25 protein-coding genes are annotated in these 26,997 nt (G+C 69.5%); 4 read left to right on the top strand and 21 right to left on the bottom strand.

Annotation, left to right across the window (positions count from 1 at the left end; all coding sequences use genetic code 11):
• Positions 1-17: 17 nt before the first annotated feature.
• From C8D78_RS08225 to C8D78_RS08255, 7 genes are all read right to left on the bottom strand, one after another.
• Positions 18-2,696, bottom strand: a complete 2,679-nt coding sequence (locus C8D78_RS08225; RefSeq protein ID WP_120952174.1) for a cation-translocating P-type ATPase — start codon at positions 2,694-2,696, stop codon at positions 18-20.
• Positions 2,697-2,943: 247 nt separating this feature from the next.
• Entirely contained in the window at positions 2,944-3,162 is a 219-nt protein-coding gene (locus tag C8D78_RS08230; RefSeq protein WP_120952177.1) for a three-helix bundle dimerization domain-containing protein, read from the bottom strand.
• Positions 3,163-3,252: 90 nt separating this feature from the next.
• Positions 3,253-4,047 (bottom strand): glycosyltransferase family 2 protein, encoded by a 795-nt coding sequence (locus C8D78_RS08235; protein WP_120953255.1) that lies wholly within the window; start codon positions 4,045-4,047, stop codon positions 3,253-3,255.
• Positions 4,048-4,052: 5 nt separating this feature from the next.
• Positions 4,053-5,591: a bifunctional PIG-L family deacetylase/class I SAM-dependent methyltransferase gene (locus tag C8D78_RS08240; RefSeq protein WP_120952180.1), complete on the bottom strand. Its 1,539-nt coding sequence runs from the start codon at positions 5,589-5,591 to the stop codon at positions 4,053-4,055.
• Positions 5,585-6,706, bottom strand: coding sequence for an acyl-CoA dehydrogenase family protein (locus tag C8D78_RS08245; RefSeq protein WP_120952183.1), 1,122 nt, complete (start codon positions 6,704-6,706; stop codon positions 5,585-5,587). The genes C8D78_RS08240 and C8D78_RS08245 overlap by 7 nt, the downstream gene beginning before the upstream one ends.
• Before the next feature lie 200 nt (positions 6,707-6,906).
• Positions 6,907-7,584: an O-methyltransferase gene (locus C8D78_RS08250; RefSeq protein ID WP_120952186.1), complete on the bottom strand. Its 678-nt coding sequence runs from the start codon at positions 7,582-7,584 to the stop codon at positions 6,907-6,909.
• Between the two features lie 80 nt (positions 7,585-7,664).
• Positions 7,665-8,024 carry a thiamine-binding protein gene (locus tag C8D78_RS08255; protein ID WP_120952189.1) on the bottom strand — a complete coding sequence of 120 codons (360 nt, stop codon included), beginning with the start codon at positions 8,022-8,024 and terminating at the stop codon, positions 7,665-7,667.
• Positions 8,025-8,221: 197 nt separating this feature from the next.
• Between C8D78_RS08255 and C8D78_RS08260 the strand changes: the two genes are divergently transcribed.
• The 3 genes from C8D78_RS08260 to C8D78_RS08270 are packed head-to-tail and all read left to right on the top strand — an operon-like array spanning position 8,222 to position 10,283.
• The gene (locus C8D78_RS08260) at positions 8,222-8,854 is read left to right on the top strand and encodes a TetR/AcrR family transcriptional regulator (RefSeq protein ID WP_120952192.1); all 633 of its coding nucleotides are present in this window, start codon (positions 8,222-8,224) and stop codon (positions 8,852-8,854) included.
• Positions 8,855-8,901: 47 nt separating this feature from the next.
• Positions 8,902-9,318 carry a YkvA family protein gene (locus C8D78_RS08265; RefSeq protein ID WP_120952195.1) on the top strand — a complete coding sequence of 139 codons (417 nt, stop codon included), beginning with the start codon at positions 8,902-8,904 and terminating at the stop codon, positions 9,316-9,318.
• A gap of 41 nt (positions 9,319-9,359) precedes the next feature.
• Complete coding sequence (locus C8D78_RS08270) at positions 9,360-10,283, top strand: NADP-dependent oxidoreductase (RefSeq protein WP_120952198.1); 924 nt, start codon at positions 9,360-9,362, stop codon at positions 10,281-10,283.
• A 114-nt stretch (positions 10,284-10,397) separates the two neighbouring features.
• Here the strand turns inward: C8D78_RS08270 and C8D78_RS08275 are convergent, their stop codons facing one another.
• The 6 genes from C8D78_RS08275 to C8D78_RS08300 form a co-directional block, all read right to left on the bottom strand.
• A complete protein-coding gene (locus tag C8D78_RS08275) occupies positions 10,398-11,126 on the bottom strand; it encodes a GAF and ANTAR domain-containing protein (protein WP_120952201.1) in 729 nt (242 codons plus the stop codon).
• Entirely contained in the window at positions 11,126-11,323 is a 198-nt protein-coding gene (locus C8D78_RS08280) for a hypothetical protein (protein ID WP_120952204.1), read from the bottom strand. Before C8D78_RS08280 ends, C8D78_RS08275 begins: the two co-directional genes overlap by 1 nt.
• Before the next feature lie 94 nt (positions 11,324-11,417).
• On the bottom strand, positions 11,418-11,729 hold the full coding sequence (locus tag C8D78_RS08285; protein WP_120952207.1) for an AzlD domain-containing protein: 312 nt from the start codon (positions 11,727-11,729) through the stop codon (positions 11,418-11,420).
• A complete protein-coding gene (locus tag C8D78_RS08290; RefSeq protein WP_208641909.1) occupies positions 11,726-12,484 on the bottom strand; it encodes an AzlC family ABC transporter permease in 759 nt (252 codons plus the stop codon). The genes C8D78_RS08285 and C8D78_RS08290 overlap by 4 nt, the downstream gene beginning before the upstream one ends.
• Positions 12,481-12,927: a DoxX family protein gene (locus C8D78_RS08295; RefSeq protein ID WP_120952214.1), complete on the bottom strand. Its 447-nt coding sequence runs from the start codon at positions 12,925-12,927 to the stop codon at positions 12,481-12,483. The genes C8D78_RS08290 and C8D78_RS08295 overlap by 4 nt, the downstream gene beginning before the upstream one ends.
• Positions 12,928-13,025: 98 nt before the next feature.
• Complete coding sequence (locus tag C8D78_RS08300) at positions 13,026-13,925, bottom strand: glycerophosphodiester phosphodiesterase (protein ID WP_120952217.1); 900 nt, start codon at positions 13,923-13,925, stop codon at positions 13,026-13,028.
• Between the two features lie 50 nt (positions 13,926-13,975).
• On the opposite strand from C8D78_RS08300, the gene C8D78_RS08305 reads away from it, so the two are divergent.
• Positions 13,976-15,307, top strand: coding sequence for a DUF445 domain-containing protein (locus C8D78_RS08305; RefSeq protein WP_120952220.1), 1,332 nt, complete (start codon positions 13,976-13,978; stop codon positions 15,305-15,307).
• Positions 15,308-15,345: 38 nt separating this feature from the next.
• Here C8D78_RS08305 and C8D78_RS08310 read toward each other — a convergent pair whose 3' ends face one another.
• The 8 genes from C8D78_RS08310 to C8D78_RS08345 all read right to left on the bottom strand — a co-directional run bounded on the left by C8D78_RS08310 (position 15,346) and on the right by C8D78_RS08345 (position 26,896).
• Positions 15,346-16,566 (bottom strand): MFS transporter, encoded by a 1,221-nt coding sequence (locus tag C8D78_RS08310; protein ID WP_120952223.1) that lies wholly within the window; start codon positions 16,564-16,566, stop codon positions 15,346-15,348.
• A gap of 73 nt (positions 16,567-16,639) precedes the next feature.
• A complete protein-coding gene (gene narI / locus C8D78_RS08315; protein WP_120952226.1) occupies positions 16,640-17,485 on the bottom strand; it encodes a respiratory nitrate reductase subunit gamma in 846 nt (281 codons plus the stop codon).
• Positions 17,486-17,487: 2 nt separating this feature from the next.
• Complete coding sequence (narJ, locus tag C8D78_RS08320) at positions 17,488-18,108, bottom strand: nitrate reductase molybdenum cofactor assembly chaperone (protein ID WP_120952229.1); 621 nt, start codon at positions 18,106-18,108, stop codon at positions 17,488-17,490.
• Entirely contained in the window at positions 18,105-19,856 is a 1,752-nt protein-coding gene (gene narH, locus C8D78_RS08325; RefSeq protein ID WP_120952232.1) for a nitrate reductase subunit beta, read from the bottom strand. Before narH ends, narJ begins: the two co-directional genes overlap by 4 nt.
• Positions 19,856-23,566, bottom strand: a complete 3,711-nt coding sequence (locus tag C8D78_RS08330; RefSeq protein ID WP_120952235.1) for a nitrate reductase subunit alpha — start codon at positions 23,564-23,566, stop codon at positions 19,856-19,858. Before C8D78_RS08330 ends, narH begins: the two co-directional genes overlap by 1 nt.
• A 110-nt stretch (positions 23,567-23,676) precedes the next feature.
• On the bottom strand, positions 23,677-24,426 hold the full coding sequence (locus tag C8D78_RS08335) for a LamB/YcsF family protein (RefSeq protein WP_120952237.1): 750 nt from the start codon (positions 24,424-24,426) through the stop codon (positions 23,677-23,679).
• A complete protein-coding gene (locus tag C8D78_RS08340; protein ID WP_120952240.1) occupies positions 24,417-25,301 on the bottom strand; it encodes a hypothetical protein in 885 nt (294 codons plus the stop codon). The genes C8D78_RS08335 and C8D78_RS08340 overlap by 10 nt, the downstream gene beginning before the upstream one ends.
• Before the next feature lie 221 nt (positions 25,302-25,522).
• A complete protein-coding gene (locus C8D78_RS08345) occupies positions 25,523-26,896 on the bottom strand; it encodes an NAD-dependent succinate-semialdehyde dehydrogenase (protein WP_120952243.1) in 1,374 nt (457 codons plus the stop codon).
• Positions 26,897-26,997 lie beyond the last annotated feature (101 nt).

A 26,997-nucleotide genomic window follows, 5' to 3' on the forward strand; every position in this document is an offset into this window, starting at 1 on the left:
GGACCCGCGTCCCGGGGTCAGGGGCTTTGGACCCGCGTGCCGCCCGTGGCGGTTCCGCCGGCGGACCCGGTCCGGCGGTGGCGGACGATCTTGTACAGCCAGTCGGCCAGCAGCAGGACGGGGATTGCGGCCACGGCCACCGCCAGCCCGGCCGGTGTCGGCGGGGCCTGGCCAAGCAGCGCCGCCACCGGCCCGAGGAACAGGAACACGCACAGCAGTCCCAGCTCGGCCAGCACCGCCCACAGCAACAGCCTGTTGGTGAACCAGCCCAGCCGCCACGGCGGGACCGTGGCACTGCGGCAGGCGAACGCGTTGGCCAGCTGAGCCAGGACCACCGTGGTGAAGGCCGCCCCCGACGCCGCCATGAGTACGTCCGCCGGAGGCAGGTCCCCGCCAGGACGCCATCCCGCGCCGAGCAGCACCACGGTGAACGCCGTCATCTCCATCACTGCCTCCACCGGGCCCAGCAGCCCAAACACCCGGAAAATCAGGGCACGGTCCATCAGGTGCCGCCGCTCGGGCGGCCGCTTCAGCGTCCCCTTGCTGGGCGCCTCGCTGCCCAGGGCCAGGGCCGGCAGCAGGTCGGTTCCGATGTCCAGGGCCAGGATCTGCAGTACGCCCAGTGCCAGGGGAAAGTGGCCGCCGGACAAGGCCCAGATGACGAAGGGCGTGAGCTCGGCGACGTTGTCCGTCAGGTGGTACGTCAGGAAGCGCCGGATGTTCGCGTACGTGGCGCGGCCCTGCTCCACCGCGGCGATGATCGTGGCGAAGTCATCATCGAGAAGCACGAGGTCCGCGGCCTCGCGGGCGACGTCGGTGCCGCTGAGACCCATGGCGACGCCGATGTCGGCCTGCTGCAGGGCCGGGCCGTCGTTGACGCCGTCGCCGGTCATGGCCAGGACGTGCCCGCGGCCCTGCAGCAGCCGGGCCACCCGGAGTTTTTGTTCCGGCGTCACCCGGCTGACCACCACTCCGTCACGGTCCAGCAGCGCCGCCAGGACGGCGTCGTCCTCCGGCAGGTTGCCTCCCTGCAGCACGGTCTCGGTAGGGCCGAGCAGTCCCGTCTCCCGGGCGATGGCGGCGGCCGTGAAGGCGTGGTCGCCGGTCACCATGGCCACTTTGACGCCGGCGGCGCGGGCGGCCGCGAGGGCCACTTTCACCTCGGCCCGGGGCGGGTCATGCAGGCCAAGCAGGCCCAGCAGGGTCAGCCCTGACTCCGCGTCTTCGAGCCGGAAGGCGGCCCCGGGCGGGCCCGGCAGGCTGCGCCGGGCGACGGCGAGCACCCGCAGGCCGCGGGCCGCCATTTCATCGACCATCTCCCGCGCCTGGTCCGCGCCCGGGCCCGAAGCCCATGTCCGGGCCCCCGTACCTGACCCTGTACAGAGCGGAATCACGGACTCCGGCGCCCCCTTGACGTAGAGGGTGGTGCCGGCGATTGCCGATTCCCGCAACCGGCGGGGGTCGAACGCGAAACGGTGCGACGGCGTCGGCCACTCCGGCTGCTCGCCCGCAGGTGCGGCGCGGGTGGCGAGGCGGACGGCGAGCGCATCGATGGCGGCCTCCATTGGGTCCCCCTCGGCTATCCACCGGCCTTCGTGCAGGACGGCCCGCCCCACCGAGGCGGTGCGTGCGGCGGTGCTGAGCTGCCGGGCCTCTTCCAGGCCGCCGCCCGTGATGTCGGCGTCGGGATCGTAGCCCTGACCGTTGATGGTCAGCCGCCCGGCCGGGGTCCAGACCTCGACGACGTTCATGCGGTTCTGCGTCAGGGTTCCGGTCTTGTCCGTGCAGATGAAGGTGGTGGACCCGAGGGTCTCCACGGCTTGGAGGTTGCGCACAAGGGCGTTGCGCTTGGCCATCCGCTGGGCGCCGACGGCCAAGGAAAGGGTGACGGTCGGGAGCAGCCCTTCGGGGACGAGCGCGACGGCGACGCCGATGGCGAACAGGAAAGCATCGCGCCAGGAAATCCCGATCAGTAGGGAGAGCAGGAAGAAGAGGGCGCCGATGCCCAGCGCCATGCTGGCGGTAATGCGGACGATCCTTTGCAGTTCCTGTGCCAGCGGGCTCGGCGGTGCCTCGACCTTTCCGGTCAGGGCTGCGATCTCCGCGAGCCTGGTATGCGCCCCGGTCACTGAGACCACGCCTTCGGCCTGTCCGTTGACCATGAAGGTCCCGCCGTAAACCGTGTCGCCCGGAGACTTGGTGACGGCCTCGCTTTCGCCGGTCAGCATCGACTCGTCCACCTCGCAGCCGACGGCCAGGGCCAGCAGCAGGTCCGCCGGAACGCGGTCGCCGGCCACCAGCACCACGACGTCGTCCGGCACTAGTTCGGTGGTGTGGACCTTGATGACCCGGTGGTCTCGGCGGACGGACACCAGGGCCGGGAGCAGTTCGCGGAGCTTGGCGGCGGCGTGCTGGGCGCGCTCCTGCTGGATATAGGCGAATACTCCGTTGACCACGATCACCACCACGATGGCGACACCGAGTTCGGGCATGCCGGCAATGAACGCGAAGACGGCCGCCACCCAGAGCATGATCGCGAAGAAGTGGGTCAGCTCGGCCAGGAGCCTGCGCCAGCCGGGGACCGGACGGGGCTCGGGCAGCTTGTTGGCACCGAATTGCTGCAGCCGCCGGGCAGCGTCGTCCGCGCTGAGGCCGGCGACGGCTGACAGCGAGTCCTGCCCCGGCCCCGGATTCACCCGCGCGCTCCGCCCCTCACGGGCACCGCCGGCCGCCGGCTCTGACCAGGAACCTCATGGATCGAGCATGCTGCCCGTTGCCCGGGCCAGTAAGGGCCAAAGGTCATTTCGCGGGCCCGCGGCCGCCGTCCGCCGGCTGTCTCGGGCCGCCGCCGTCGAAATCGCCGGAACGGTGCGGGCTCGCCGGAATTTTACGGCGATGTGGGGCGGTTCAGGCGAACTCGGATCGCTGCCGGCTGCGGGGGAGTCAGTCGCCGACGTCGCCCGTCCCGAACTCGTTCTGGATCCGCACGCGGGCGCCGCGTTCAACCAGGGTGGGGATGAAGGTCCTGATCCGGCCTGCTTCCAGGGCCTGGAACTCCTCGCTGACGATCCAGGCGACGTGCAGCCGCGGAACGTGCGGAAAGCGGGCCGCCAGGCGGTCAACAACCTGGTCGATGCTGGGTTCTTTCGCAGCTCCGGTCATTTCTTCAGTGTGGAGCCGGCCGGCCCGGGCGTCAATGAAGGGACGCCGCAGGGAATGGACGACACAGGAAATGGATGCCGCAGGGAACAGTCAGCCGGCAGGCGGCGGCAGCAACTGGGCCAGGCTCCGGAGGTAGGTGCCGAAGCCGTGGGGTGCCCGGGCGTGGACGCGGCCGGAGGTCATGACCCGGGCGCTGTCCGTTGCCGTGACCGTAAAGGCCCGGCTGCGGAGGTTGTGGACCAGGGTCCGGTCCTCTTCGGACGTAATCCGCGCGAACCCTCCGGCGGCCAGGTACGCGGAAGCCCGGACGCCGAAATTGGCGCCATAGATGTGGGGATGGTCCTCGTCGAAGGGATGGCGTTCGCGCCAGCGCCGGAGCAGGTCCGGGTCCATGCCCTCCGGGTCCGGTTCCACGGATCCTAGAACGGCGTCGGCCCCTGCCTCGGCGAACTCAAGCTGACGCACCAGCCAGTTCTCCGGCACCCGGGAATCGGCGTCGGTGTTTGCCAGCCAGGTCCGGCCGGCCGAGGGCGGCTGCGTCCAGCGCTGGGCCGGCGACCGCAGCCGCGGCACGCCGATGCCCGAGGCGCGGACGCCGGCGGCACGGCTCGCGCCGGCGCTGCGGAAGCTGACCTCCAGGGCATTGAAGCGAGGATCCGCGGCAGCGTAGCCCGCCACGACGGCGGCTGAGCCGTCCGTGCAGCTATCCAGCACCACCGTCACGCCAACGTCGACGCCCGGCCGTAGCGTGTGCAGGGAGTCCGCGGCCCGCTGCAGGGCCCGGAGCGCCCGTTCAAGGTGTTCTTCCTCGTCGTGCGCGGGCATGACGACGGCGACCCGCTCGATGCGGTGCCCGCGCGGCAACGGCAACGGCAGTGCCGCCATCCCGGTCACCGCCCCCGTTCCAGGGTGCGGCGGTCCGGCGCAGCGCCTGGGGCAGCGCCCTGCGCAGTGTCCGGCGCAAGAAGCACCTCAAGGACAAAGTCTCGTTCCCGGTAGAACCCGCCGCCGGCCCAGCCCAGTTGCTTCCGGGTTGCGGCGTGGACCGCGTCGCCGTCGAGTTCCCAGCCGGAAACGGGGTGCCGCCAGTGGCACAGGACGAGGGTGCCGCCGGGCAGGAGCGAGGCCTCGATCCGGTCCAACAGCCGCCCGAGCTCCGCCGGTGAGAGGTAGTAGCCCACCTCTGAGACCACGATCAGGTCAAATGATCCGTCCGGCCACTCGTTCGGGACAGTCAGGTGAAGTGTCCGTGCAGCGGGCAGGTGGGCCAGCCGCTTGGCGGCGCGGTCCAGGGCTGTACTGCTGGCATCAACGGCGAGGAAGCTCCCGCACCGCGGCGCGAGTTCCGCGCTCAGGGTTCCGATCGAGCAGCCGATCTCCAGCCCGGCCGCGTAACTGCCGGCTGGAAGGGCGGCGAGGGTGAGGGAGCGCTTGCGTTGCTCGTACCAGCTCGAGGTGTAGCCCCAGGGATCCTCCTCCCGGGCGTGGACGGCATCGAAGAGGTGCTCAGCGTCGCCCGCGGCGTAGGGGCGGCGCGCGCCGCGGTCGTCGCCGTCGCTGGAGTCGTGGGAACGGGCTTCGGCCGCCGGGACATTGACCGACGGGAGATGCGCCGGGTGCCAGGCGAACGTCTCCCACGCCCGTTCAAAGTGCGCCAGGAAGTCCGCAGGCAAGAGCACTTCGTCACCTGGCAGCCCGGAGAGTGGGGCCACCTGGGACACATGCGCCGCCATGGCCGCAGCTTTGGCCCTTTGCTCGGCGGGGCGCAGCGGCAGCCGGAACCAGCCGCGCCAGGCCCCGGCCCTGTCGGCTGGGGCATCAGGTGCAGCCGGCTCTTCAGCTGTGTCAGGCGCGCCGGGCGCGGCCCACAGCCAGTACCAGATGGGGTATTCGAGAAGCGCGTAGCCCGCCGCGGCGCTGAGCTCGGCCGCGACGGATCCGAGGACGTCGTGGTCGGTGTGCCCGTCCGAGCGGAGGGGCGCCACGAGAACGATCCCGCCGGCGGCGGGCCCGCAATCGGCTGCGGCGTCGAGGACCGCGGCGCGGATCTGTTCCCGGTGCGTGCCGAGTTTCCCGTCGGGCAGGCCCAGGCACTGCCACTCCGGGTCCCCGAGCAGGTGCGTCAGGGCGGCGCCGAATTCCCGCAACCGGACCGCGGCGAGCTGCTCCGGCGTCATCGTTGGCGAGCCGGGATGGGAGGCCTCCCCCGCCGTGCAGAGCAGCACGCGGACCGTGGCGCCGGCGGCGTGGAGCCGGGCCAGCAGGCCGCCGGCGCCGAGTGATTCGTCGTCGGGGTGGGCCGCCAGGACTATGAAGGCCCGGCCGGCGAGCTCCGCGTCATCCAGCGGCAGCTCCGGCAGATCCGCCGCGCCGCCGGCAGCCCAGGCGGCCTCGCTGGTGCCGGGATCGTTGTGGGTGAAGCTCACCACTGGCTGTCACTTCCCAGCGTCAGGGAGCCGAGCTGCGCGTCGTCGCGCATGGCGTGGTGCTGGCGGATGTACAGGGCGAGGTCCGCCATCCGCTTGCCGTAGGCCTCATCGAAAGCAAGCGGGGCCGGCCCCAGGTTCTGGCTCACAAGCGTTTGGATGCGCTCCGCGGCCGTGGCCACACTCCCCCGCACACGCAGGGCCTCGCGCCATGCGCCGCCGTCGCAAAGCTCCCCCGCGTCGATCCGCGCGGCCGTCTGCGCGAGGTACCCGGTCAGGGCGGCCAGCGTGCGGTCAATCTCGCCCACGTGGGCCAGCGCGATCTGATCCGGTTCCCGCCCGGCGTCGGCGGCCCTCTGCAGGGATGCGGTGAAGTTGCGCGCCACCGCGACGGTGCCGCCCAGCCAGCAGGCGGCCACGCCCATGCCTCCCCAGGCGAAACCGGGGCGCTGGTAGTACCAGCCCGGTCCGCCCAGTGGAACGGCCGGGACGGCGTCGAAATGCACCGTGCCGCTGCGGATTTCCCGCAGCCCCCGGCTGGTCCACGCCGGGTCCGCAAAGCTCACCCCGTCCGCATGGAGGTCGACGGCGAACGCGGCACGGCCGCCGCCCTCGACGTGCGCGGTCAGCACCGCATGGTCCAGTTGCGCAGCCAGCGAGCACCAGGGTTTGGCGCCATGGAGCAGGAAACACCCGTCGGTCGCTTTTGCCTCAAGCCGGAGGCCGGGCGCCTCGGCGGCGAACACTCCCCAGGCGCCGTCGAAGTGGATACCGTCAAAGTCCGGGTAGTCCCGGCCGTCCATCGCGGGCAGGGCCGCCGCTTGTCCCAGAATCGCGGCCGCGTCCAGGTGCGGTTCCAGCACGCGTCCGGCGGCGACGTCGACGGCAGTCACGGAGGCCAGGATCTCCCAGAGGAAAGCGGTGCGGCCTTCGCAGGGTTTTGGCGCCGTCGCTGCCGCCGTTTTGGCCAGGTCCAACAAGGCAGGGACATCGCCGACGGCGGCCTGGGCCTCGGTCAGCAAGGGGCCGATGGCGGCCAGGTCTGCGGGCCGGGAGCTGATCCTGACCGGGCTGATCACGGAAGGGAGGGGGCGGTGGGAGGAGGAGGTCCCGTTCATTCGGCTGCCTGTGTTCCTTCGGGCTGGGCGGATCTGGAAGTGCGGACCTGGAGGGGCGGATCGGGCTGCGGGCGGCCGGCAGGGCTGGCACCTGCACGTCCGCCGCGGGCATCGGCGCCACTGCCAAGCAATCTAAGCATACTTAGCACTTGCTGCCGGCCGCGCCCACTCGGCGGCTGCGTCCCGCTAGCCTCCCCTGCCTAGCGGACGATCGCGAGGGCGAAGCCGTCCCACCCCTTCGATCCCACGGTCTGGATGACGGTGCCGTCCAGCCTTGGGTCGTCTCCCAGCATCTGGAGCGCGCTGATGATTCCCGGCGCGTTCACCGTGTCCATCGAGGCGTCCAGCACGGCGCCTTCCCACACCACGTTGTCCATCACGATCGTGGTGCCGGGCCGGCCAAGCCGGATGGCCCAGTCCAGATAGTGCGGGTTGTTTTCCTTGTCGGCGTCGATAAACACGAAATCGAACGGCGGTCCCGCCTCGCTTTCCAGCTCGCGCAGGGTGTCCAGCGCCGCGCCGACCCTGATGTCCACCTTGTGACCCAGGCCGGCGTCGTCAATGTTCGCGCGCGCAACGCGGGCGTGCCTGGGGAGATACTCGCAGGTGACCAGCCGGCCGTCGTCGGGCAGCCCCTGGGCCATCCAGATGGTGCTGAAGCCGGCCAGTGTGCCGATTTCCAGGACGCGGCGGGCGCCGGAGAGCTGGATCAGCAGTTTCAGGAGCTTGCCGGCGGTCGGCGCCACTTCGATAGCCGGCATTCCGGCCTCAACGGCGCTGGCCACGGCGTGCTGCAGCGCATTGTCCGGCCGGACCACGACGTCGGAGAGGAAGTTCTCGACGGCGACCCAGCCTGGAGCGGACTGATGCTCGATCATGTCCCCAGTGTCCCAGCCGCACCGGCCCGGCGGTAGCCTCCCCGGTGCCGGATCATCGGATCACCGCCGCGTTCGCGGGTTCAGGCCTGCGGCGCGGTTCCGACGCTCCCCTGCCCTGCCGCCTGAGTGCCGAGGGCCTGCTCAAGCCGCTCCACCTTGCCCGTCAGCTCGCCCGCGTATCCCGGCCGGATGTCCGCCTTCAGGACCAGCGAGACGCGGGATCCATACGCGCCGACGGCCTCCGTGGCGCGCTTGACGACGTCCATGACCTCGTCCCAGTCGCCCTCGATCTCCGTGAACATGGAACTCGTCCGGTTGGGCAGGCCGGATTCCCTGACAATCCGGACCGCGGCGGCGACGGCGTCGTGGACCGACGCGTCGCCCGGCGCCAGGCCGTTGGCGGGGTCACCGGAGGGTGCTATGGAGAATGCGACCAGCATGTGATGGTTCCCTTCACTTATTCCAGACAGTGCGGCGGAGGATCGGAGCTGTCCCGCATCAGTCTTTCACGGGATCCGGCCAACGGACCGGCGGGATTTGCCCTGATCGGCCCGGATTGGCTCGGGGAAACCGTCATAAAAGGGACTCCTCGGGCGGTAAGCGCTCCACTCACCCCGCGCGTTGCTACCCTAAGCAAATGAACCGGGCAGTAGACCGCAGGCCGCTCCGCGCAGACGCCGCGCGCAACGTGGACAAAATCATCTCCGCGGCCCGGCAGTGCTTCCGCGAGCACGGCCCCGAAGTGCCGCTGCAGACCATCGCCAACACCGCCGGGGTGGGTCCGGCCACCCTCTTCCGGAACTTCGCGGACAAGGAAGAACTGGTGCTCGCCGCCTTGAACCGGCAGCTCCGGCTGCAGGTGGATCCGGCCATCGATGAGGCCCTGGCCGACCCGGACGCGGCCGCCGGGCTCTTTCGGGTCATCGACGCCACGATGCGTGTTGCCAGCGAGGAGGCCAACCTGCTGGGTGCTGTCGCAGGACGGCGCGGGCTGCTGACCGGGATCACCGGAGGCCTCATAGAGTCCATCGCCGTGCTGCTGGGCCGGGGGCAGGGCCAAGGGACCCTTCGCAGCGACATTTCCATGACGGACATGATCCGGCTGCTGGCCATGCTGATCGGTGTTGTTGACACCATGGAGCCGGGCTCCGACGCGTGGCGGCGCCCCGTGGCGCTGGTTGAAGATGCCATCCGGACGGAACGGCCGGAGCGGGCACTGCCTCCGCAGGCTCCGCTGCCGGGCACCGCGTTCGACGCCGTTCTTGGCTAGGGGCTCCCTCTCGGCCCCGTTCCGGGCCACGTCCGTATGATCTAGCCATGGGATGGGAAACTCTTGCCGGGGTCGTCGGCGGCGTACTGGCGGTCTATGCCGTCCTGTTGTTGCTGCTGTGGGCCTATGCCCGGCGGCACCCCGAGACCGTCACCATGAAGGACGCGTTGCGGCTGCTGCCGGACCTTCTCCGGCTCATCCGCCGCCTGCTGGCCGACCGCTCGGTGGCAGTGGGCGTCCGCGTGCGCCTGGCACTCCTGCTCGTCTACCTGGCCTCCCCGATCGACCTCGTCCCGGACTTTATCCCGGTGATCGGATACGCAGACGACGTCGTGATCGTGGCGCTGGTGCTGCGCTCGGTAATCGCCCGCGCCGGGGACGACGCCGTCCGGCGCCACTGGCCCGGCACCCCGGAGGGCCTGGCCGTCATCCTGCGGCTCGCCGGGCTCGGGGCACCGGCCTGAGCACTGGAATACGATGGGCGGGGCGGCGGTTGTCCTAAGTCATGAAAGCGATGACTTACAGCCAGTACGGAAACCCCGACGTCCTTGAACTGACCGAGCAGCCCCTGCCGAAAGTGGGGCCCGGAATGGTCCTGGTGAAGGTCCGCGCAGCGTCCGTGAACCCGGTCGACTGGAAAATCATGGCGGGCCACCTCGATTCGCTGATGGACCTCCAGTTTCCGGCCATCCCAGGCTGGGACGTCGCGGGCGTCGTGGAGTCCGTGGGCATCGACGCCCCGCAGTTCCAGCCCGGCGATGAGGTGATCTCCTACGCCCGCAAAGACTTCGTCCATGGCGGCAGCTTCGCCGAGTACATTGCCTTGCCGGAGCGGCTCCTGGCCCGGAAGCCGGAAACGCTGGACTGGGACCAGTCAGCCGGCCTTCCGCTGGCCGGACTGACCGCGTATCAGGTCCTGACCCGGCTGGGCGTCACGGCGGCTGACACCCTGCTGATCCATGGCGGCGCCGGCGGCGTGGGTTCGCTGGGAATCCAGATCGCGGTGGCGCTCGGCGCCAGGGTGATCGCAACCGCCTCCGCGAAGAACCATGACTTCCTTCGTGCCCTCGGCGCGGAACCGGTCAGCTACGGGGAGGGCCTCGCGGAGCGTGTCCGGGAACTGGCACCGGCCGGCGCCGACGTCGTCGCAGACTTCGCGGGCGACAACCTGGACACCACCCTCGCGGTCCTTGCCGAGGGAGGCCGGCATGCCTCCATCGCTGACAGTTCGGTGGAGCAGCACGGCGGCACCTGGATGTGGGTAAATCCCGTGGGGGCGGACCTGGAGCGTTTGTCGCGGCTGGTGGACGAACGCCGGCTCAAGGTCGAGGTGGCCCGGACGTTTCCGCTGGAGGAGGCCGCGGAGGCTTTCCGGCTGAACATGGACGGCCACACCCGGGGCAAAATCATCGTGAAGGTTTCAGAGTGAATATGTCGCACAAGATATCGCCGTGACAGTCGACGACGCCGGCTGACCGCTGGGCGGGGCAGCCGCGTGCCCGGGAAACGCGGGTGAGGGATTGCGGCGGGGAGTCCGGCCCGGTCAGGCCCGGGTGCCGAAGTCTGCGGAACAAGGCCCTGACTCGAACCTGCGCAGGATCTCCTCCGCGACGAGCCGGAGCTTGATGTTGCGGTTGTTCGACACCTTGCTGAGCAGGGTGAAGGCCTCGGCCTGTGAGCACCTGCTCTGGGCCATGAGGATCCCGGACGCAAGGTTAATGGTGGTCCGCGACTTCATGGCCTGGAGCAGGTCCCGGTTCATGTCCTGGACCGATCCGAGGCGAACGGCCAGCCGCATGGATTTCCCGGCCGTGGCGGCAAACGCCTCGCAGCTTGCGGCCGTTCCGCCGTCGAAGGCATCCGGGCCGGCCGCCAGATACGTCAGGGCCCCTGCGGCTCCCTCGTCGAGGGCCACCGGGATACTCAGGGCGCTCCGGATGCCCCACTGGGCTGCAGTGCGCCGGTAGCGGTCCAGCGGCGGCTTTACCGGGCCGCCGTCCATTAGGGCGGCGCGGCCGGTCTCCAGGGCCTCCACGGCGGGTCCCGCCGCCTGGTCCTGCAGCCGCTCCAGGGCCAGCGCCGCGGGATCGCTGCCGGCCGTGACGGCTGGCTTTCCGCTGCGGACGAGACGGACCGAACTCAGTATCCGGCCGCCGGCCGCGGACGTGCCAAACTCGGCGATTGCGCCGGACAATTCCTGGAGAAACTCATCGATACTGGCATTTTCAAGCACCAGGTCCTGCAGGTGCTCCGACAGCCTGGATCCCGGCATTAGTCCTCGACCGGTTTCTCTTTGGCCTCAGCCTCAAGCAGGTGTTGCTGCAGCTTCTCTTCGGCATCCCTACGGCGGCGGGCCATCTCGCGCAGTTCCCGGGTGGATTCGGCGCCGGCAGAAACAAACGGCTCATGCGGCTTGGCATGAGGGTGCTTGCGTGGCACCTCAGCCGCCGGGTCGTCATGTTCACTCATGTTCGAATGCTCCCATGCGGTCGGTGCCGCAAGTAGGGACTAAAGACCGTTCCCGTCGCGGCCGGAGCCGCGTAGGCAGGGCCGGGCGGGTGTGTCAGTTCCAGCCCAGCAGCCGCAGCCCGGCGGCCGCCGCCGCGCCGGCGATCACCACCACCAGGAACGGAGCCCGGAACCACAGGGCGATGGCCGCAGCGGCCAAGGCGCCCAGCCGGGCGTCCAGCGTGAGGGACTGGCCGGAAGCCACCGCGTTGACCACGGTCAGGGACGCCAGCAGGCCGATCGTCATGGTGCCGGCCACCCTTGACATCCGCGGGTTGCGGAGCAGGCTGGCGGGCACCAGGTATCCGAGCAGCTTCCAGGCGTAGGCGAGCAGGCAGGAGAGCAGCAGCCACATCCAGAGGTTCATGCGGGGTCCCCGGGACGCTCTTCAAGGTGGTGGCGGTGTTGCGGGTGCTGCTCGGCGTAGGGGTCAACGTCCGGTTCGAGGCCCTCGTCGCTGCGGCCGTGGCTGAACCAGCCGATCCCTGCTGCGACGATGGCGGCGACGAGGATGGGCACGCCCGGCGGCACGAACGGTACGGCCAGGACTGTGGCCAGCGCACAGACCACGGCGATGGCCACCGGTTCCCGGCCTTTGAGCCGCGGCCAGAGCAGGCCCAGGAACGCTGCCACGGCGGCGCCGTCGAGTCCCCACTGTTTGGGATCCCCGAGGGCCCCGCCGGCCAGCGCGCCCAGGGCCGTGAACAGATTCCACAGGACGAACACGCCGATCCCGGCGGTCCAGAATCCGCGCTTTTGCTCCGCGGGGTCTGTCTGCCCGGTGCTGGTGGCGGTCGACTCGTCGATGGTCAGCTGGGCGGCGGCGAACCTGCGCCAGCCGCGGGGCCGCAGCAGGGCGTTGATCTGCATGCCGTAGATGCCGTTGCGCATGCCCAGCAGCGTCGCGGCGCCCATCGCGGCGATGCCGGAGCCGCCGCCGGCCACTACGCCGATGAACGCGAACTGCGAGCCGCCGCTGAACAGCAGCAGGCTCAGGGCCATGGTCTGCCAGAAGTCGAGGCCGGAGGTGACGGACAATGCGCCGAAGGAGACGCCGTAGAGCCCGGTGGCAATGCTGATCGACAATCCGATCCGCACGGCAGGCGACTGCAGGATCTTCACGGGTGCCGGTTCCGCCGTGTCAGGGTCCAGGCCCAAGCGATGAGCGGGGCCTGGAGCGGGAGGCGCAGGGTGTGCACCCGGCGCTGGAGCGGCGTGCCTGAGGGCCCGTACGCGGCGCGCAGGGCACCGACGTGGCCGGCGAGGAACGCCGTGAACATGGCCGTGACGCAGCCGGCGGCGGCCGGCCGTGTGGCCGGGACCAGGAGCCCGACGGCGGCGGCGGCTTCCAGCAGTCCGCTCGCCGCCACCCATTCATCACGGGACAGCACGGCAAGGGGGCCGTTCGGCTGCGCGCCGGAGTCGTCGCGGCACAGTATGTCCGGGACCACGGGGTGGAAGAATTCGGGTTCACTGAAGTGCTTGGCGGCGCTGGCGAGCAGCAGCGCGCTCATCGCCGCCGCGGACAGCGTCTGGAGGTCCCGGCCGGACGAGCGAAATGGCATGGAACCACTCAACCACAGCGGCCCCGCCGGCCGTAATTCGCCGGGGACGGAGCGGGTCCGCATCGTGCGCCGGCCCGCGGCAGAACGCGGCCGGAGGTCTACGGGAGGGGCCTGCTGTCCGCCATGAGCTGGGCCAGGACCCGGGCCGGGCAATTGGTGGTGATCTCGTGGATTCCGAGTTCCCTGCACCGCTCGACGTCGTCCGCCGCGTCGACCGTCCACACCCGGAACTTTCGTCCCGAGCCGAGCCAGCGCTCAATGGTCCCGGGGTGCGCGCGGACGTACCCGATGCCGGGGCCGGCAATACCGGCCTCGCCGGCGGCCAGGATCCTTTCGCCCTCCGTCTGGGCGGCCTTCATGACGTTGGCCAGGGCACCGCCGGTCAGGACACCCAGCCCCAGTTCCTCCCGGATTTCGGTCACGTTGACGTCGTCCACGAGCTGGCAGACGGCCTCTGCCGGCACCGACTCGAGCAGATGCCTCACGGCGTCGGGGCTAAAACTCATGAAGGAAACCTTGATGTTCTCCAGCATGGACGTCGCCGGATCCCAGCCCTCGGCCCTCAGGACCTCCAGGACACGGTCCTCCAGACCGAGGTGGAACGGGCTGGGGTGTTTAAGCTCAATCGCCAGGCCTATCCGGCGGCCCGCCGCGCGCAGGATGTCGAGCAAGTCCGGCAGGGTCAGGAACTGCTCGGACTTGGCGCCGTAGGCTTCGGGGATCCGTGCACCCTTCCAGGAGGAGAAGTCCAGCAGCCGGAGCTCTTCCAACATCCGGTCCGCGACCTGACCGGTGCCGTCCGAAGTGCGGTCCAGGGTGGAGTCGTGCAGCAGCACCACATGCTGGTCGCGGGTCAGGTGGACGTCGCACTCGACGCCGTCGGCGCCGTCGGCGATAGCCTGCAGGTACGCGGCCCGGGTGTGCTCGGCGAAGGCTCCGCTGGCGCCCCGGTGGGCGTAGACCAGAGGACGGGCGGCGGCGGACACGTCAGTCGTCATGATGCCACGTTAGCCGACTGCCGGTTCCACCCCGGGGCTAGGCTGGGCTTATGCAGGTGAACACTGAGCCAACTACCGTGACCGGTGACGCAGACGTGCCCGGCGGCGCTCCCGGCGGTTCCGGCCGGCGGCCCCCGGCAACCAACGACGCCGAGAAGGCCGCGGCGCTGCGCCGGATGAAACTCCTGGCCCTGTCGCTGCTGATCGTCATGGCCGTGATCTTCGTCGTCGCGTTCGCGCTGCAGAAGCACTACCCGGGGCTCGAATACGTCCGCGCTGCCGCGGAGGGCGGCATGGTGGGCGCCCTCGCCGATTGGTTCGCCGTCACGGCCCTGTTCAAGTACCCCATGGGCATCAAGATCCCGCACACCGCGATCATCCCGCGCCGGAAGGACCAGATCGGCGCCTCGCTGGGAGAATTCGTGGAAACCAACTTCCTCTCCGAGCAGGTGGTGCAGGAGAAGCTGGCGTCCGCGGACATCGCGCGCAAGGCCGGCGCCTGGCTGTCCAGCCCCGGCGGCCCGGACCGGGTTGCCAAGGAAGGCGCCGCCGTCATCCGCGGCGCGTTCAAGGTCCTCAACGACGACGACGTCCAGGCCGTGATCGAGACCATGGTCCGCAAGCACCTGCTCGCCCCGCCGTGGGGGCCGCCGGCGGGCCGGCTCGCCGAGCGGATCTTCGCCGACGGGCACCACCACGCACTGGTGGACCTGCTCGTGGACCGCGCCGTGGACTGGGTGCGTGACAACCAGGAGACGGTCAACAGGCTGGTCACCGACCGTTCGCCGACGTGGGTGCCGTCATTTGTGGACGGCCTCGTGGGCGACAAGGTGTATGTGGAGATCCTGAAGTTCACCCGCGCCGTGCAGTCGGATCCGCAGCACCAGGTCCGCCAGTCGATCGACAAATACCTCAAGGAACTCGCGCAGGACCTGCAGCACGACCCCGTCATGATCGCCCGCGCCGAGGGCGTCAAGGCCCAGGTGCTCGGCGACCCCGAGGTCCGGGAGCTCGCCTCCCGCACCTGGGACACCATCAAGACGGCCCTGCTCGGCGCCGTCGATGATCCGCACAGCGAACTGACCATCAAATTCAAGGCGGCCGTGCATGACTTCGGCACCCGGCTGCTGGTCGATCCCGAGCTCGCCGGCAAGGTGAACGCCTGGATCGGCGACGCCGCCGGCTATCTGGTGAAGACCTACCGCTCGGACATCGCCGGGGTCATCACGGACACCGTGGCCCGCTGGGATGCCGAGGAAACGTCCCAGAAGATCGAGCTCCAGGTGGGCCGGGACCTGCAGTTCATCCGGATCAACGGCACGGTGGTGGGGGCACTGGCCGGGTTGGCCATCTTCACGGTGGCGAGCCTGATGTTCGGCTAGCCACCGCCTGGCGCAGCGCCCCCGGACCGTGGCCCGGGCTAGGCCGGCGCGACCTTCGCCTTGGGCCGGCCCTGCATGGCGAAGATCGTGAAGACCAGCGCCGCGAGCGCTGTGGCCACGAGCAGCAGCAGCCCGATCGAGTAGCTGTGAGTCGCGGCGTCGTAGGTGGCACCCATGATCAGCGGCGGGAAGTAGCCGCCCAGGCCCCCGGCCGCACTGACCACACCGCTGATGCTGCCGACCTTGCCCTGCGGCGCGAGCACGCCCACCCAGGCGAACACCCCGCCCGTGCCCAGGCCCAGGGCCGCCGCCATGGCGACGAACGTCAGGCCGGCGGGGACGTCGCCGTCGGGCTGCAGGTTCACTACCCAGGCGAGCACCGCGACGCCGGCGAGCGCGACGATCACGACAGGCTTGGGGCCGACCTTGTCCGCGAGCACCCCGCCCACAGGCCGGGCCAGCACGGCGGCGAGCGCAAACCCCGCGGTGCGGGCGCCGGCCGCGCTGGGGTCGAAGGCATAGACATCGCGCAGGTACGTGGGCAGATACGTGGCGAAGGAAACGAACCCCCCGAACAGGACGGCGTAGAGGAAGCACAACTTCCAGGTGACCAGGGTCTTCGCGGCGTCGAGGAGCTTGGGCATCACCGGCGCGTTGCTGCGGGTCCAGCCCGGCGCCTCCTTCATCAGGAACCAGATGAGGGTGGCCATGACCGCCAGGATCGCGGCGATCAGCAAGTGGGTGGGAACGTAGCCGATTCCGGCGACAAGCCGGGGGTTCAGGAAGGCCGCCAGGGCCGTTCCGCCCATGCCCGCGCCGAACACGCCGGTAGCGAAGCCCCGCCGTGCGGGCTCGTACCAGGCGCTGACAAAGGGGATCCCGACGGCGAAGACGGTTCCGGCGACCCCCAGCAGCACCCCGGCACCCAGCACCAGGGCGAAGGAGTCGAGGCTGCCGCCGACGGCCACCAGCAGGATCGGGACGATTGAGGCCAGCAGGACAAACGTGAACATGGCGCGCCCGCCGTACTTGTCCGTCAAGGCGCCGACGACGACCCGCCCCAGCGAGCCGACAAAGACGGGCATGGCAACGAGCACGCCGGTGGTGGCCGGGTTGAGGTGCAGGTGCTGGGTGTAGAACGCGCTCAGCGTGGCGATGGAGTTCCACGCCCAGAAACACGCCACCGAAGTCGAGGTGGCGAGCGCCAGGTTGAGCGCCCGGCCCGCAGGGGCGGCGGACGGGGAAGCTGCTCCGGCCACGGTGGCCTCCTTCTCAAATCAGCAACGCCGGTTTGGCAATACGGACCGGGTTGGCAGCTATTTTTGCCAGTTCTTACCTGTTCTTTGTGTCCCGGTCCCGGGTTCCGACGGCGGACCAGCCCCGCCGCGCGGCGACCGTGGAGCTCCGGGCGCCGACGGCGCCGGCTGTTCCCTTGGCTCCGGCCCCGCCGGTGTCCCGGTCCCGCGACCGGTAGACGATGTAGGGGCGGAAGAGATAGTGGAACGGCGCTGTGAAGGCATGGACCAGACGGGTGAACGGCCAGATGACGAACAGCGCCATGCCCACGAGGGTGTGCAGGTGGAAGGAGAAGGGGGCCGCGGCCATGGCGGCGATGTCCGGCTGGAAGATGAACAGGGACCGGAACCACGGGGCGACGGTCTCGCGGTAGTTATGGCCGTGTTCGCCTTCGAAGACACTGGCGAGGGTGGTCCACAGCCCGAACACGATGGCCGCGGTGAGCACCACGTACATCGTCTTGTCGTTCTTGGTGGTGGCCATGAACACCGGCCCCGTGGTCCGGCGCCGATAAATCAGCAACAGGATCCCGCCCAGGGTTCCCACCCCGGCGATCCCGCCCACCAGCAGGGCATTGAAGTGGTAGAACTCTTGGCTCATCCCCGCCGCCTGGGTCCAAGCCATCGGGATGACCAGCCCGAAGAAGTGGCCGGCGATCACGGCGAGCAGTCCGAAATGGAACAGCGGCGAGGCGATGCGCAGCAGCCTGGACTCGTAGAGCTGGGAGGACCGTGTGGTCCAGCCGAACTGGTCGTATCTGTAGCGCCAGAGCAGCCCGCCCACCAGGACGACGACCATCACGTAGGGCAGCACGCCCCAGAGCACGATGTCCATCGCGGAGATGTCGACGGCGGATCCGGTCCCGGCTTCGGATGCCAGCATGGTCAGGCCCCCTTCACGGGCAGCAGGCGCGGATCGTAGGGGTCCAGGCCCACGGCCTCGGTGGGTGGGCCGTAACCGGCCATCCGCATCACGGCCTGCTCGTCGGCCGGGGACTTCCCCGGCAGCGTGGAACAGACCGCCTGCAGGATCCGGGCGTGCGGAAGCTTGTCCCGGAGCAGCCCGAACCGCAGCATCTCAAGGCTCGCCCGGAAGCGGGTCAGCAGTTCGCGGCCGGCAGTCAGGTCCACCCGGGCGGCATATTCGAGGACCATCGGCAGGTAGTCGGGCAGTTCCCCGCGCGTGTCCACCAGGGTATCGCTTTGCCGGTAGGTCTTCTTGAAGTTGCCCAGGACTTCGCCGCGGCGCCGGGTATCCCCGTCGGTCCAGTAGGACAGGTGCAGGGCGTGGCGTTTGCCGAGGTCGAACTCGCGCACGTAGAGGGCCTGGCTGTCCATCGGCGGCGTGGATTCCAGCGCCTCCAGCACCTCCCGGAAGTCCTCGACGGCGCCGGAGAACTCGCCGAGCGCGGCGCGCATGAGCGGCACCCGGCCGATCAGTTCCTCGTCCGGGTAGGACAGGCACCAGGCCGCCGCGAGGTAGACCACCTGCTCGCGCCGGCTCATGGCTGGTCTCCCGGCCGGCTGCCGGGAGCAGGAGTGGGGTCGGTCGGCGCCCCGGGGAGAGCCGTCTCCGGAGACTGCGCTTTCTCCGGAGACTGCGCCCTCTCCGGAAAAAGGCCCGGAGGGGCCCCCGTCCCGTCCCAGTTCAGCAGGTTCACCCTGCCGCGCAGGGTGGCTTCGCCGGGCGCGGAGCCGGAGGTCTGCCGGTCCCGCAAAGCATTGAAGGTTTCGACCGCCACCGGGACGGGCCGGCCGCTGGCCTCCCCGAACGGCGACGAATCCTGCATCCCCGGTCCGCCCTCGAAGTCCAGCGAGCAGCCCATCTCTTCAAGGTCGTGGGCCTGCTCCACGTGGGCCTTGGGGATCACGTAGCGCTCCTCGTACTTCGCGATCGCCATCAGCCGGTACATCTCGTACATGCTCTGCCCGTCCATGCCCACGGCCTCGGGGATGGAGTCGTCGGGGTCGTTGCCCATGCTGATGCCGCGCATGTAGGAGCGCATGGCCGCGAGTTTTCTCAGCACCGCCGCCACCCGGTCCGCGTCGCCGGCGGTGAAAAGCTCCGCGAGGTATTCCACCGGGATGCGCAGCGCGTCTATGGCGCCGAACAGGTTGCCGGCGTCCTCGCCGTCGTGCCCCTGGTCCCGGAGCAGGTCCACCACGGGTGAGAGCGGCGGCACGTACCAGACCATCGGCATGGTCCGGTATTCCGGGTGCAGCGGCAGCGCCACCTTGTAGACCTTGGCCAGGGCGTAGACCGGCGAGCGCCGGGCGGCGTCGATCCAGTCCTCCGGGATCCCCTGGGCCCGGGCGTCCGTCTGGACAGCGGGATCGTTCGGGTCCAGCAGCACGTCCATCTGGGCGTCGTAGAGTTCCTGGGGGTCCGTGACGGCGGCAGCCGCGGTGACGGCGTCGGCGTCGTAGAGGAACAGCCCCAGGTACCGCAGCCGGCCCACGCAGGTCTCCGAGCAGACCGTCGGCAGCCCCACTTCCACCCGTGGGTAGCAGAAGGTACATTTCTCGGCCTTGCCGGTCTTGTGATTGAAGTAGATCTTCTTGTACGGGCAGCCCGTGACGCACTGCCGCCAGCCGCGGCACTTGTCCTGGTCCACCAGGACAATCCCGTCCTCCACCCGCTTGTAGATCGCGCCGGAGGGGCACGAGGCCATGCAGGACGGGTTCAGGCAGTGTTCGCAGATCCGCGGCAGGTAGAACATGAAGGTCTGTTCGTACGCGAACTTGATCTTGTCCTCGGATTCGCGCCGGACCTTCTCCACGATCGGGTCCAGGTGGCCGTGCTCGGCGGAGCCGCCCAGGTCATCGTCCCAGTTCGCGGACCACGTGATCTTGGTGTCCTCGCCGGTGATGAGGGACTTGGGCCGGGCCACGGGAAAGTCATCGCCGAGCGGCGCGTCCACGAGGGTCTTGTAGTCGTAGGTCCACGGCTCGTAGTAGTCCTTGAGCTCGGGCTGGACCGGGCTGGCGAAGATCCCGAGGAGCTTCTTGACCCGGCCGCCGGCCTTGAGAACCAGCTTGCCGCGCTTGTTCAGCACCCAGCCGCCGTGCCACTTCTCCTGGTCCTCGTAGCGGCGCGGGTACCCCTGCCCGGGGCGGGTCTCGACGTTGTTGAACCAGACGTATTCGGTGCCCGCACGGTTGGTCCAGGCCTGTTTGCAGGTCACGGAACAGGTGTGGCAGCCGATGCATTTGTCCAGGTTCATGACCATGCCCATTTGAGCCATAACACGCATCAGTACTGCACCTCCTGGGAACGACGGCGGACGGTGGCAACCATGTCGCGCTGGTTTCCGGTGGGCCCCAGGTAGTTGAACGCGTAGGCCAGCTGGGCGTAGCCGCCGATCAGGTGCGAGGGTTTGACCAGCAGCCGGGTGACGGAGTTGTGGATGCCGCCGCGCCGGCCTGTCGCCTCGGACTTCGGCACGTCGATGGTGCGTTCCTGCGCATGGTGGACGTAGACCACGCCCGCCGGCATCCGGTGGCTGACAATGGCCCGGGCCACCAGGACGCCGTTGATGTTCAGGCATTCCACCCAGTCGTTGTCCTTGACCTCAATGGCCGCCGCGTCGGCCGGGCTCATCCAGACGGTCGGGCCGCCCCGGGAGAGCGAGAGCATCAGCAGGTTGTCCTGGTACTCGGAGTGGATGGACCACTTGGAGTGCGGGGTCAGGTAGCGGACCACGACTTCCAGTTTCCCGTCCCGGCCAAGCTTGGGTTCGCCGAACAGGCGGTGCATGTCCAGCGGCGGCCGGTAGATCGGCAGCGCCTCGCCGATATCGATCATCCAGTCGTGGTCGAGGAAAAAGTGCATTCTTCCGGTCAGGGTGTGCCACGGTTTGAGCCGCTCGACGTTGATGGTGAACGGGGCGTAGCGCCGGCCCCCGGTCTCGGAACCGGACCACTCCGGCGAGGTGATCACGGGGACCGGGCCGGCCTGGGTCTGGGCGAAGGTGATGAACTTTTCCTCGGAACCCTCGGAGAGGTCCGCCAGTTTCCGGCCGGTACGGATTTCCAGGTCCTTGAAACCCTGCACGGACAGGGCGCCGTTGGTGGTGCCGGAGAACGCCAGGATGGCCTCGGCCATTTTCGCGTCCGTGTCGATCGCGGGGCGGCCGTCCGCGGCCCCGCCGAGCATCACGCCGTTGGAGCGGCTCAGCCTCTCCAGCGGCCCGGCGAGTTTGTAGGTGACGTTCTTGACGGTGAAGCCAAGCTTGTCGGCCAGCGGCCCGACGGCGGCCAGTTTGTCCGCGATGGCCGTGTAGTCGCGCTCCACGACCGAAAAAATGGGCATGTTCTGCCCCGGGACCGCGGGAATGGACGTGTCCCGCCAGTCCCGCACAATCCCGCCGGGCTGCGCGAGCTGGCCGGGGGTGTCGTGCTGCAGCGGCACGCTCACCAGGTCCCGGCGGACTCCCAGATGGGTCCCGGCCTGCCGGGAGAACTCCCGGGCCAGCAGGTGGAACATGTCGAAGTCGGTCTTGGTCTCCCACGGCGGGTCGATCGCCGGGGTGAAGGCATGCACAAACGGGTGCATGTCGGTGGAGGACAGGTCGTGCTTTTCGTACCAGGTGGCCGCCGGGAACACGACGTCGGACAGCAGGGTGGTGGAGGTCATCCGGAAGTCGGCGGAGACCAGCAGGTCCAGTTTCCCCTCCGGCGCCTGCTCGTGCCATTTCACGTCCCGGGGCTTGAGGCCCTCGGCGTGGTCCTGGCCCAGGACGTTGTTGTGGGTGCCCAGCAGGTTCCGGAGGAAGTACTCGTTGCCCTTGGCCGAGGAGCCGAACAGGTTGGAGCGCCACAGCACAAGCGTCCGCGGCCAGTTCTCCGGGGCATCCACGTCCTCGATCGCCGGGGTCAGGGTGCCGTTCTTCAGCGCGTCCGCGATGTAGCCTGGGGTGTCCGTGGCCGTTCCGGCGGCGACGGCGGCCTCCGCCTCGTCCGCGACGTCCAGCGGGTTCCGGCCGAACTGCGGGTAGAACGGCATCCAGCCGAGCCGGGCGGACTGCGCCAGCGCATCCGCGGTGTGCATCCCGTCCAAGGCCCCGGTGGACAGCGGGGATTTGAGCGCGTCCGCGGAGTAGCCGTCCTGGCGCCACTGGTCCGTGTGCATGTACCAGTAGCCGGTGCCGATCATGGTCCGCGGCGGCCGGGCCCAGTCCAGCGCGTTGGCCAGGGACACCCAGCCGGTGGCGGGCCGGGTCTTTTCCTGGCCGACGTAGTGCGCCCAGCCGCCGCCGTTGCGGCCCATGCAGCCGGTCAGCATCACGAGGGCCAGCACGGCCCGGTAGGTGGCATCCCCGTGGAACCACTGGCAGATCCCGGCGCCCATGATGATCATGGACCGGCCCCTGGACTCTTCGGCGTTGCGGGCAAACTCGCGGGCAACCCGGATGCAGGCCTGCGCCGGAACGGAGGTGATCTCCTCCTGCCAGGCCGGGGTATAGGGCGTCGAGACGTCCTCATAGCCTGCGGCCCAGTCCCCCGGAAGCCCCTCGCGGCCCACCCCGTACTGGGCCAGCATCAGATCGAACACAGTGGTGACCAGGTGGCCGTCCACCGCCAGGACGGGCACGCCGCGCCGCAGCACGCTGCCGGCCCCGCCGGCGTCCTCGAAGCACGGCAGCAGGATCTCGGCGCTCTCCGCGGAGACCTCCCGGAGGGACAGCGCCGGGTCGATCCCTTCGAGGTCCAGGTTCCATTTACCCTCGCCGCTGCCTGAATAGCGGAACCCCATGGAGCCGTTGGGGACCGCCGGCAGGCCGGTCTTCTTGTCGAACAGGACCGTGCGGAACGCGGCGTCCTCGGCTCCCGACTCCAGCGGGAGATCCTTGGCGGTGAGGAACTTCGACGGGGTGAGGGAACCGTCGTCACGCCGTTCCAGCCTGACCAGGAACGGCAGGTCGGTGTACTGGCGGACGTACTCGGAGAAGAACGGCACGTCACGGTCGACGAAGAATTCCTTGAGCATGACGTGCCCCATCGCCATGGCCAGCGCGGCGTCCGTTCCGGCCTGGGCGGGCAGCCATTCGTCGGCGAATTTGGTGTTGTCCGCGTAGTCCGGGCTGACCGTGACCACTTTGGTGCCGCGGTACCGCACCTCGGCCATCCAGTGCGCGTCCGGGGTGCGGGTCACCGGCACGTTGGAGCCCCACATCATCAGGTAGCCCGCGTCCCACCAGTCCCCCGATTCCGGGACGTCGGTCTGGTCGCCGAAAACCTGCGGGCTGGCCACGGGGAGGTCGGCGTACCAGTCGTAGAAGGACGTCATCACCCCGCCGATCAGCTGGATGAAGCGGGTGCCGACGGCGTGCGAGACCATGGACATCGCCGGGATGGGCGAGAAGCCGGCGCAGCGGTCCGGCCCGTAGTTCTTGATCGTGTTGACGTGCGCGGCGGCGGCGATTTCGATCGCTTCCTGCCAGGAGACGCGCACCAAGCCGCCCTTGCCGCGGGCCTGCTGGTAGCGGCGGCGCCGCTCCGGGTCCCCCGCGACGTCGGCAAAGGCCAGCACCGGGTCGCCCAGCCGGGCCTTGGCCTCGCGGTACATCTCGACCAGGACACCGCGCGCGTAGGGGAACCGGACGCGGGTGGGCGAGTACGTGTACCAGGAGAAGGCAGCCCCGCGCGGGCAGCCGCGCGGTTCGTATTCCGGGCTGTCCGGGCCCACCGAGGGGTAGTCGGTCTGCTGGGATTCCCAGGTGATGATGCCGTCCTTGACGTACACCTTCCAGGAACACGAGCCGGTGCAGTTCACCCCGTGGGTGGAGCGCACCACCTTGTCGTGGCTCCACCGGTCCCGGTAGAAGATGTCGCCCTTGCGCCCACCCTCACGGAACACCGCCCTGCCGTCGCCGGTCTGGTCCCATTTCGTGAAAAAACGGCCCAGCTTCAACATTGCATCCGAGGCGGGTCCGTCTAACCCCGCGGAGCCTCCGGCAGTCATGCCCTCAAGCTAGGTGGCGCTTTCTGGGCGGCATAGGGCCTTAGGGCACTGGACGCACGATGACAGCCCGGTCAGAGCCAGGGAGAGTACAGCTCGGTCAATGCCGCCTGTTAGGCGAAACTCTCCAGCTCGACGCCGGCGGCTTCCAGGGCCGCACGGATCGCGGTGGCCGTGGCAATGGACCCGGGGGTGTCGCCGTGCAGGCACAGCGAGTGCGGCTCGATCCGGAGAACGCTCCCGTCTACCGCCTCGACCTCGCCCTTCGTGGCGAGGCGCACCGCCCGCTCGGCGATCTGGCCGGCGTCGTGCAGCACCGCGCCGTCCTGCGAACGCGGCACGAGCGTGCCGTCCGGGAGGTAGGCGCGGTCGGCGAAGGCCTCGGTGAAGACGGGGTGCCCGGCGTCCTGGGCGATTCCCAGCAACGCGGAGCAGGGGAACCCGAGGACGGGAAGGCCCGGATCGTAGGCCTGGATGGCCGCGATCACGGCTGATGACTGTTCGGCGTCGCGCACGGTGCGGTCGTAGAGCGCCCCGTGCATTTTGACGTAGTCCACCGACGCGCCCACTGCGTGGGCGACGCCGTCGAGCGCGCCGAGCTGGTACAGCACCGCGCCGAAGAGATCATCGAAGGTCATGTCCAGGGACCGCATGCCGAAGCCGGCCAGATCCGGATAGCCCAGGTGGGCGCCGACCTTGACGTCGAGCTCGTACGCCGCCCGGCAGGTGTCCAGCATGGTTACGGGGTCGCCGGCGTGCAGCCCGCAGGCCACGCTGGCGCTGGTGACGAGCGGGAACATGGCCGCGTCGTCTCCCATGGTCCAGGTCCCGAAGGACTCCCCCAGGTCAGCGTTCAGATCCAAAACGTGCCGCCGTCCTTCGCTGAAGCTTTCGTGGCGCTCACCGGGGCGCCGCCCGGGGGCAGGTCCAGGGCAGTGTCCGCCGTGGAGTCGTAGAGCGGGCCCGGCCCGGTGGTGTGCGCAAGGGCCAGCAGTTCTCCCGGAATCGTGTCCGGGAGGGGCCCGAACGCTTCCTTGGCATTCGCGACGACGGCGCGGGCCATCAGCCGGTTGCCGACGCCGCCGACGACGGCGCCGATGCCGAAGGGCAGGGCGCGGCCCAGCCACGCCGTGCCCTGCTGTTTCATCAGGGTCCGGAGGAACATCGTCTGGATCTTGGCGCGCACCGTGCCGAAGCCGGCCAGCGGGACGCGGCGGGTGAAGGCAGCGGTCCAGGCCTGGGACGGCCCCTTGCCCCGGCCGGCGGCTTGTCCGCTGAGCGAGCTCAGCAGCTCGGTGCCTTCTTCGCCCAGCATGACCGCCATCACCAGGGTGCTGGCCCGGTCCGGGTCCACCATCCGCACGCCGTGCAGTTCTGCCAGCGCCGTGGAGTACAGGGCGGTGGCTTCGAGGAACCCGACGGCCGCGGCAGCCGAAAGACCCAGGGCCGCGGCTGTTCCGACGCCCGGAATCACGGCCGCCCCGCCCACCAGCGCCCCGCCGCCGGTGACGGCGAGCAGGTAGTCGCGCTCCAGGATGGCGGCAAGCTGCGCCGCCGAGGCGCGCGGGTGTTTGCGCTGGAGCCTGCGGATGTTGGCCAGCACCAGCGGACGCTGGACTTCAACGGCCCGCAGGAGCACGTTGTGCAGGCCCGGCCGGGGCTGCCCGGCGGCGTCGAACATCGCGCTGTGGGCTGTTTGCTGGGCAATCTTCATTGCCGGATTGCTGCGCTTGGCCATGATCGCCTCTCGTCGGAACCATAAAAGTAAGTTCACTTAACACTAGGGCACGGCCCGGGCAGACTAAGCCCCTGCTGCGCTGCGGCGGCCGCCGTCGCACACTGTCCGCCACCGCACAACCGCCACCGCACGACCGCCGCCGCACCGGCGGTGAGCCGATGCGGCGGCGAGTTGGATGCGGCCGCGGGTTCGATACGGCGGCCGCGGACGTGCGGGGTCGGCTAGCGCGGGGTGCGGATGAGTTTCTTGTTGACGAACTCATCCATGCCGAACCGGCCGAGTTCCCGGCCGACGCCGGAGCGCTTGACGCCCCCGAACGGCATGTCGGCCTGGGTCTGCGCCACGGAGTTGATGAACACCATGCCGGTGTCCAGCTGATCCGCGATCTCCTGGGCCTTGGCCACGTCTGCGCTGAACACCGAGCCGCCGAGGCCGTAGGGCGAGCCGTTGGCCAGCTCGACTGCTTCCGCCGCGTTCGCCACCTTGTAGATGACGGCGGCCGGGCCGAAGAGCTCTTCGGAGAACGCGCGCATGTCCGGAGTCACGTCGGTCAGCACGGTCGGTTCAACGAAGGCGCCCGGACCGTCCACGTGGTGGCCGCCCGTCCGGAGGTTGGCGCCCTTGTCCACCGCGTCCTGGATCTGTTCCACGAGGCCATCGGCCGCGCTCTGGGAGGACAGGGGGCCGAACGTCGTCTCGGACCGGAGCGGGTCCCCCGGCTTGATCTTTGCCATGCGCGCGGTGAACTTCTCGACGAAGGCTTCGTAGAGGTCCTCCACCACGATGAACCGTTTGGAGGCCGTGCAGGCCTGCCCGGCATTGCCCATGCGTCCGCCGACTGCCGCCTTGACGGTGGCGTCCAGGTCCTCGGAGTCGAGCACGATGAACGGATCGCTGCCGCCGAGCTCCAGAACGTACTTCTTCAGGTTCCGCCCGGCCACTTCGGCAACGGCGGAACCAGCCCGCTCGCTTCCGGTGAGCGAGACGCCCTGGAGACGGTCGTCGGCAATAACATCGGCGACCTGCTCGTTGGTCAGGAACAGGTTGATGTAGGCGCCGTCCGGGAGGCCGGCGTCCTTGAAGATCTGTTCGATCGCCAGGGCGGACTGCGGGCAGCTTCCGGCGTGCTTGAGCAGGATCGTGTTGCCCAGAACCAGGTTCGGGGCGGCGAACCGTGCCACCTGGTAGTAGGGGTAGTTCCAAGGCATGATGCCCAGGAGCGGTCCGACCGGAGCCGAACGGACCACGGCCTCGCCGCCGCCCCTGACGTTCAGCGGCTCGTCCTTGAGGAATCCGGGGCCCTCGGTGGCGTAATAGGCGAAGATATCGGCGACAAGCTTCACCTCTCCGCGGGACTGGGCCAGCGGCTTACCCATTTCGGTGCTGATCAGCCGGGCAAGCTCATCCTGGCGCTCCAGGTACAGTTCAGCGACGCGCGCCATAACCTTCGCCCGGTCTTCGACGGGGCCCGAGCGCCAGGCGCGGAACGCCTCCTGCGAGGCCGCGAGCGCCTGCTCCACCTCGGCCGCGGTTGCGACCGGGAATTCCTTCAACGTTTCTCCGGTTGCGGGGTTCACTGTCTTGTAGGCAGTCATTGATCCACCATCTCCGTTTCGTGGCTAATCGAGCCGAATCGGGCGCGAGCCGGCGGCGGCGCCGGGTGCGGCGCCAGCGGCAGTCCCCGCCCAGTGCACGG

Source organism: Arthrobacter oryzae, assembly GCF_003634095.1.
Classification (GTDB): domain Bacteria; phylum Actinomycetota; class Actinomycetes; order Actinomycetales; family Micrococcaceae; genus Arthrobacter; species Arthrobacter oryzae.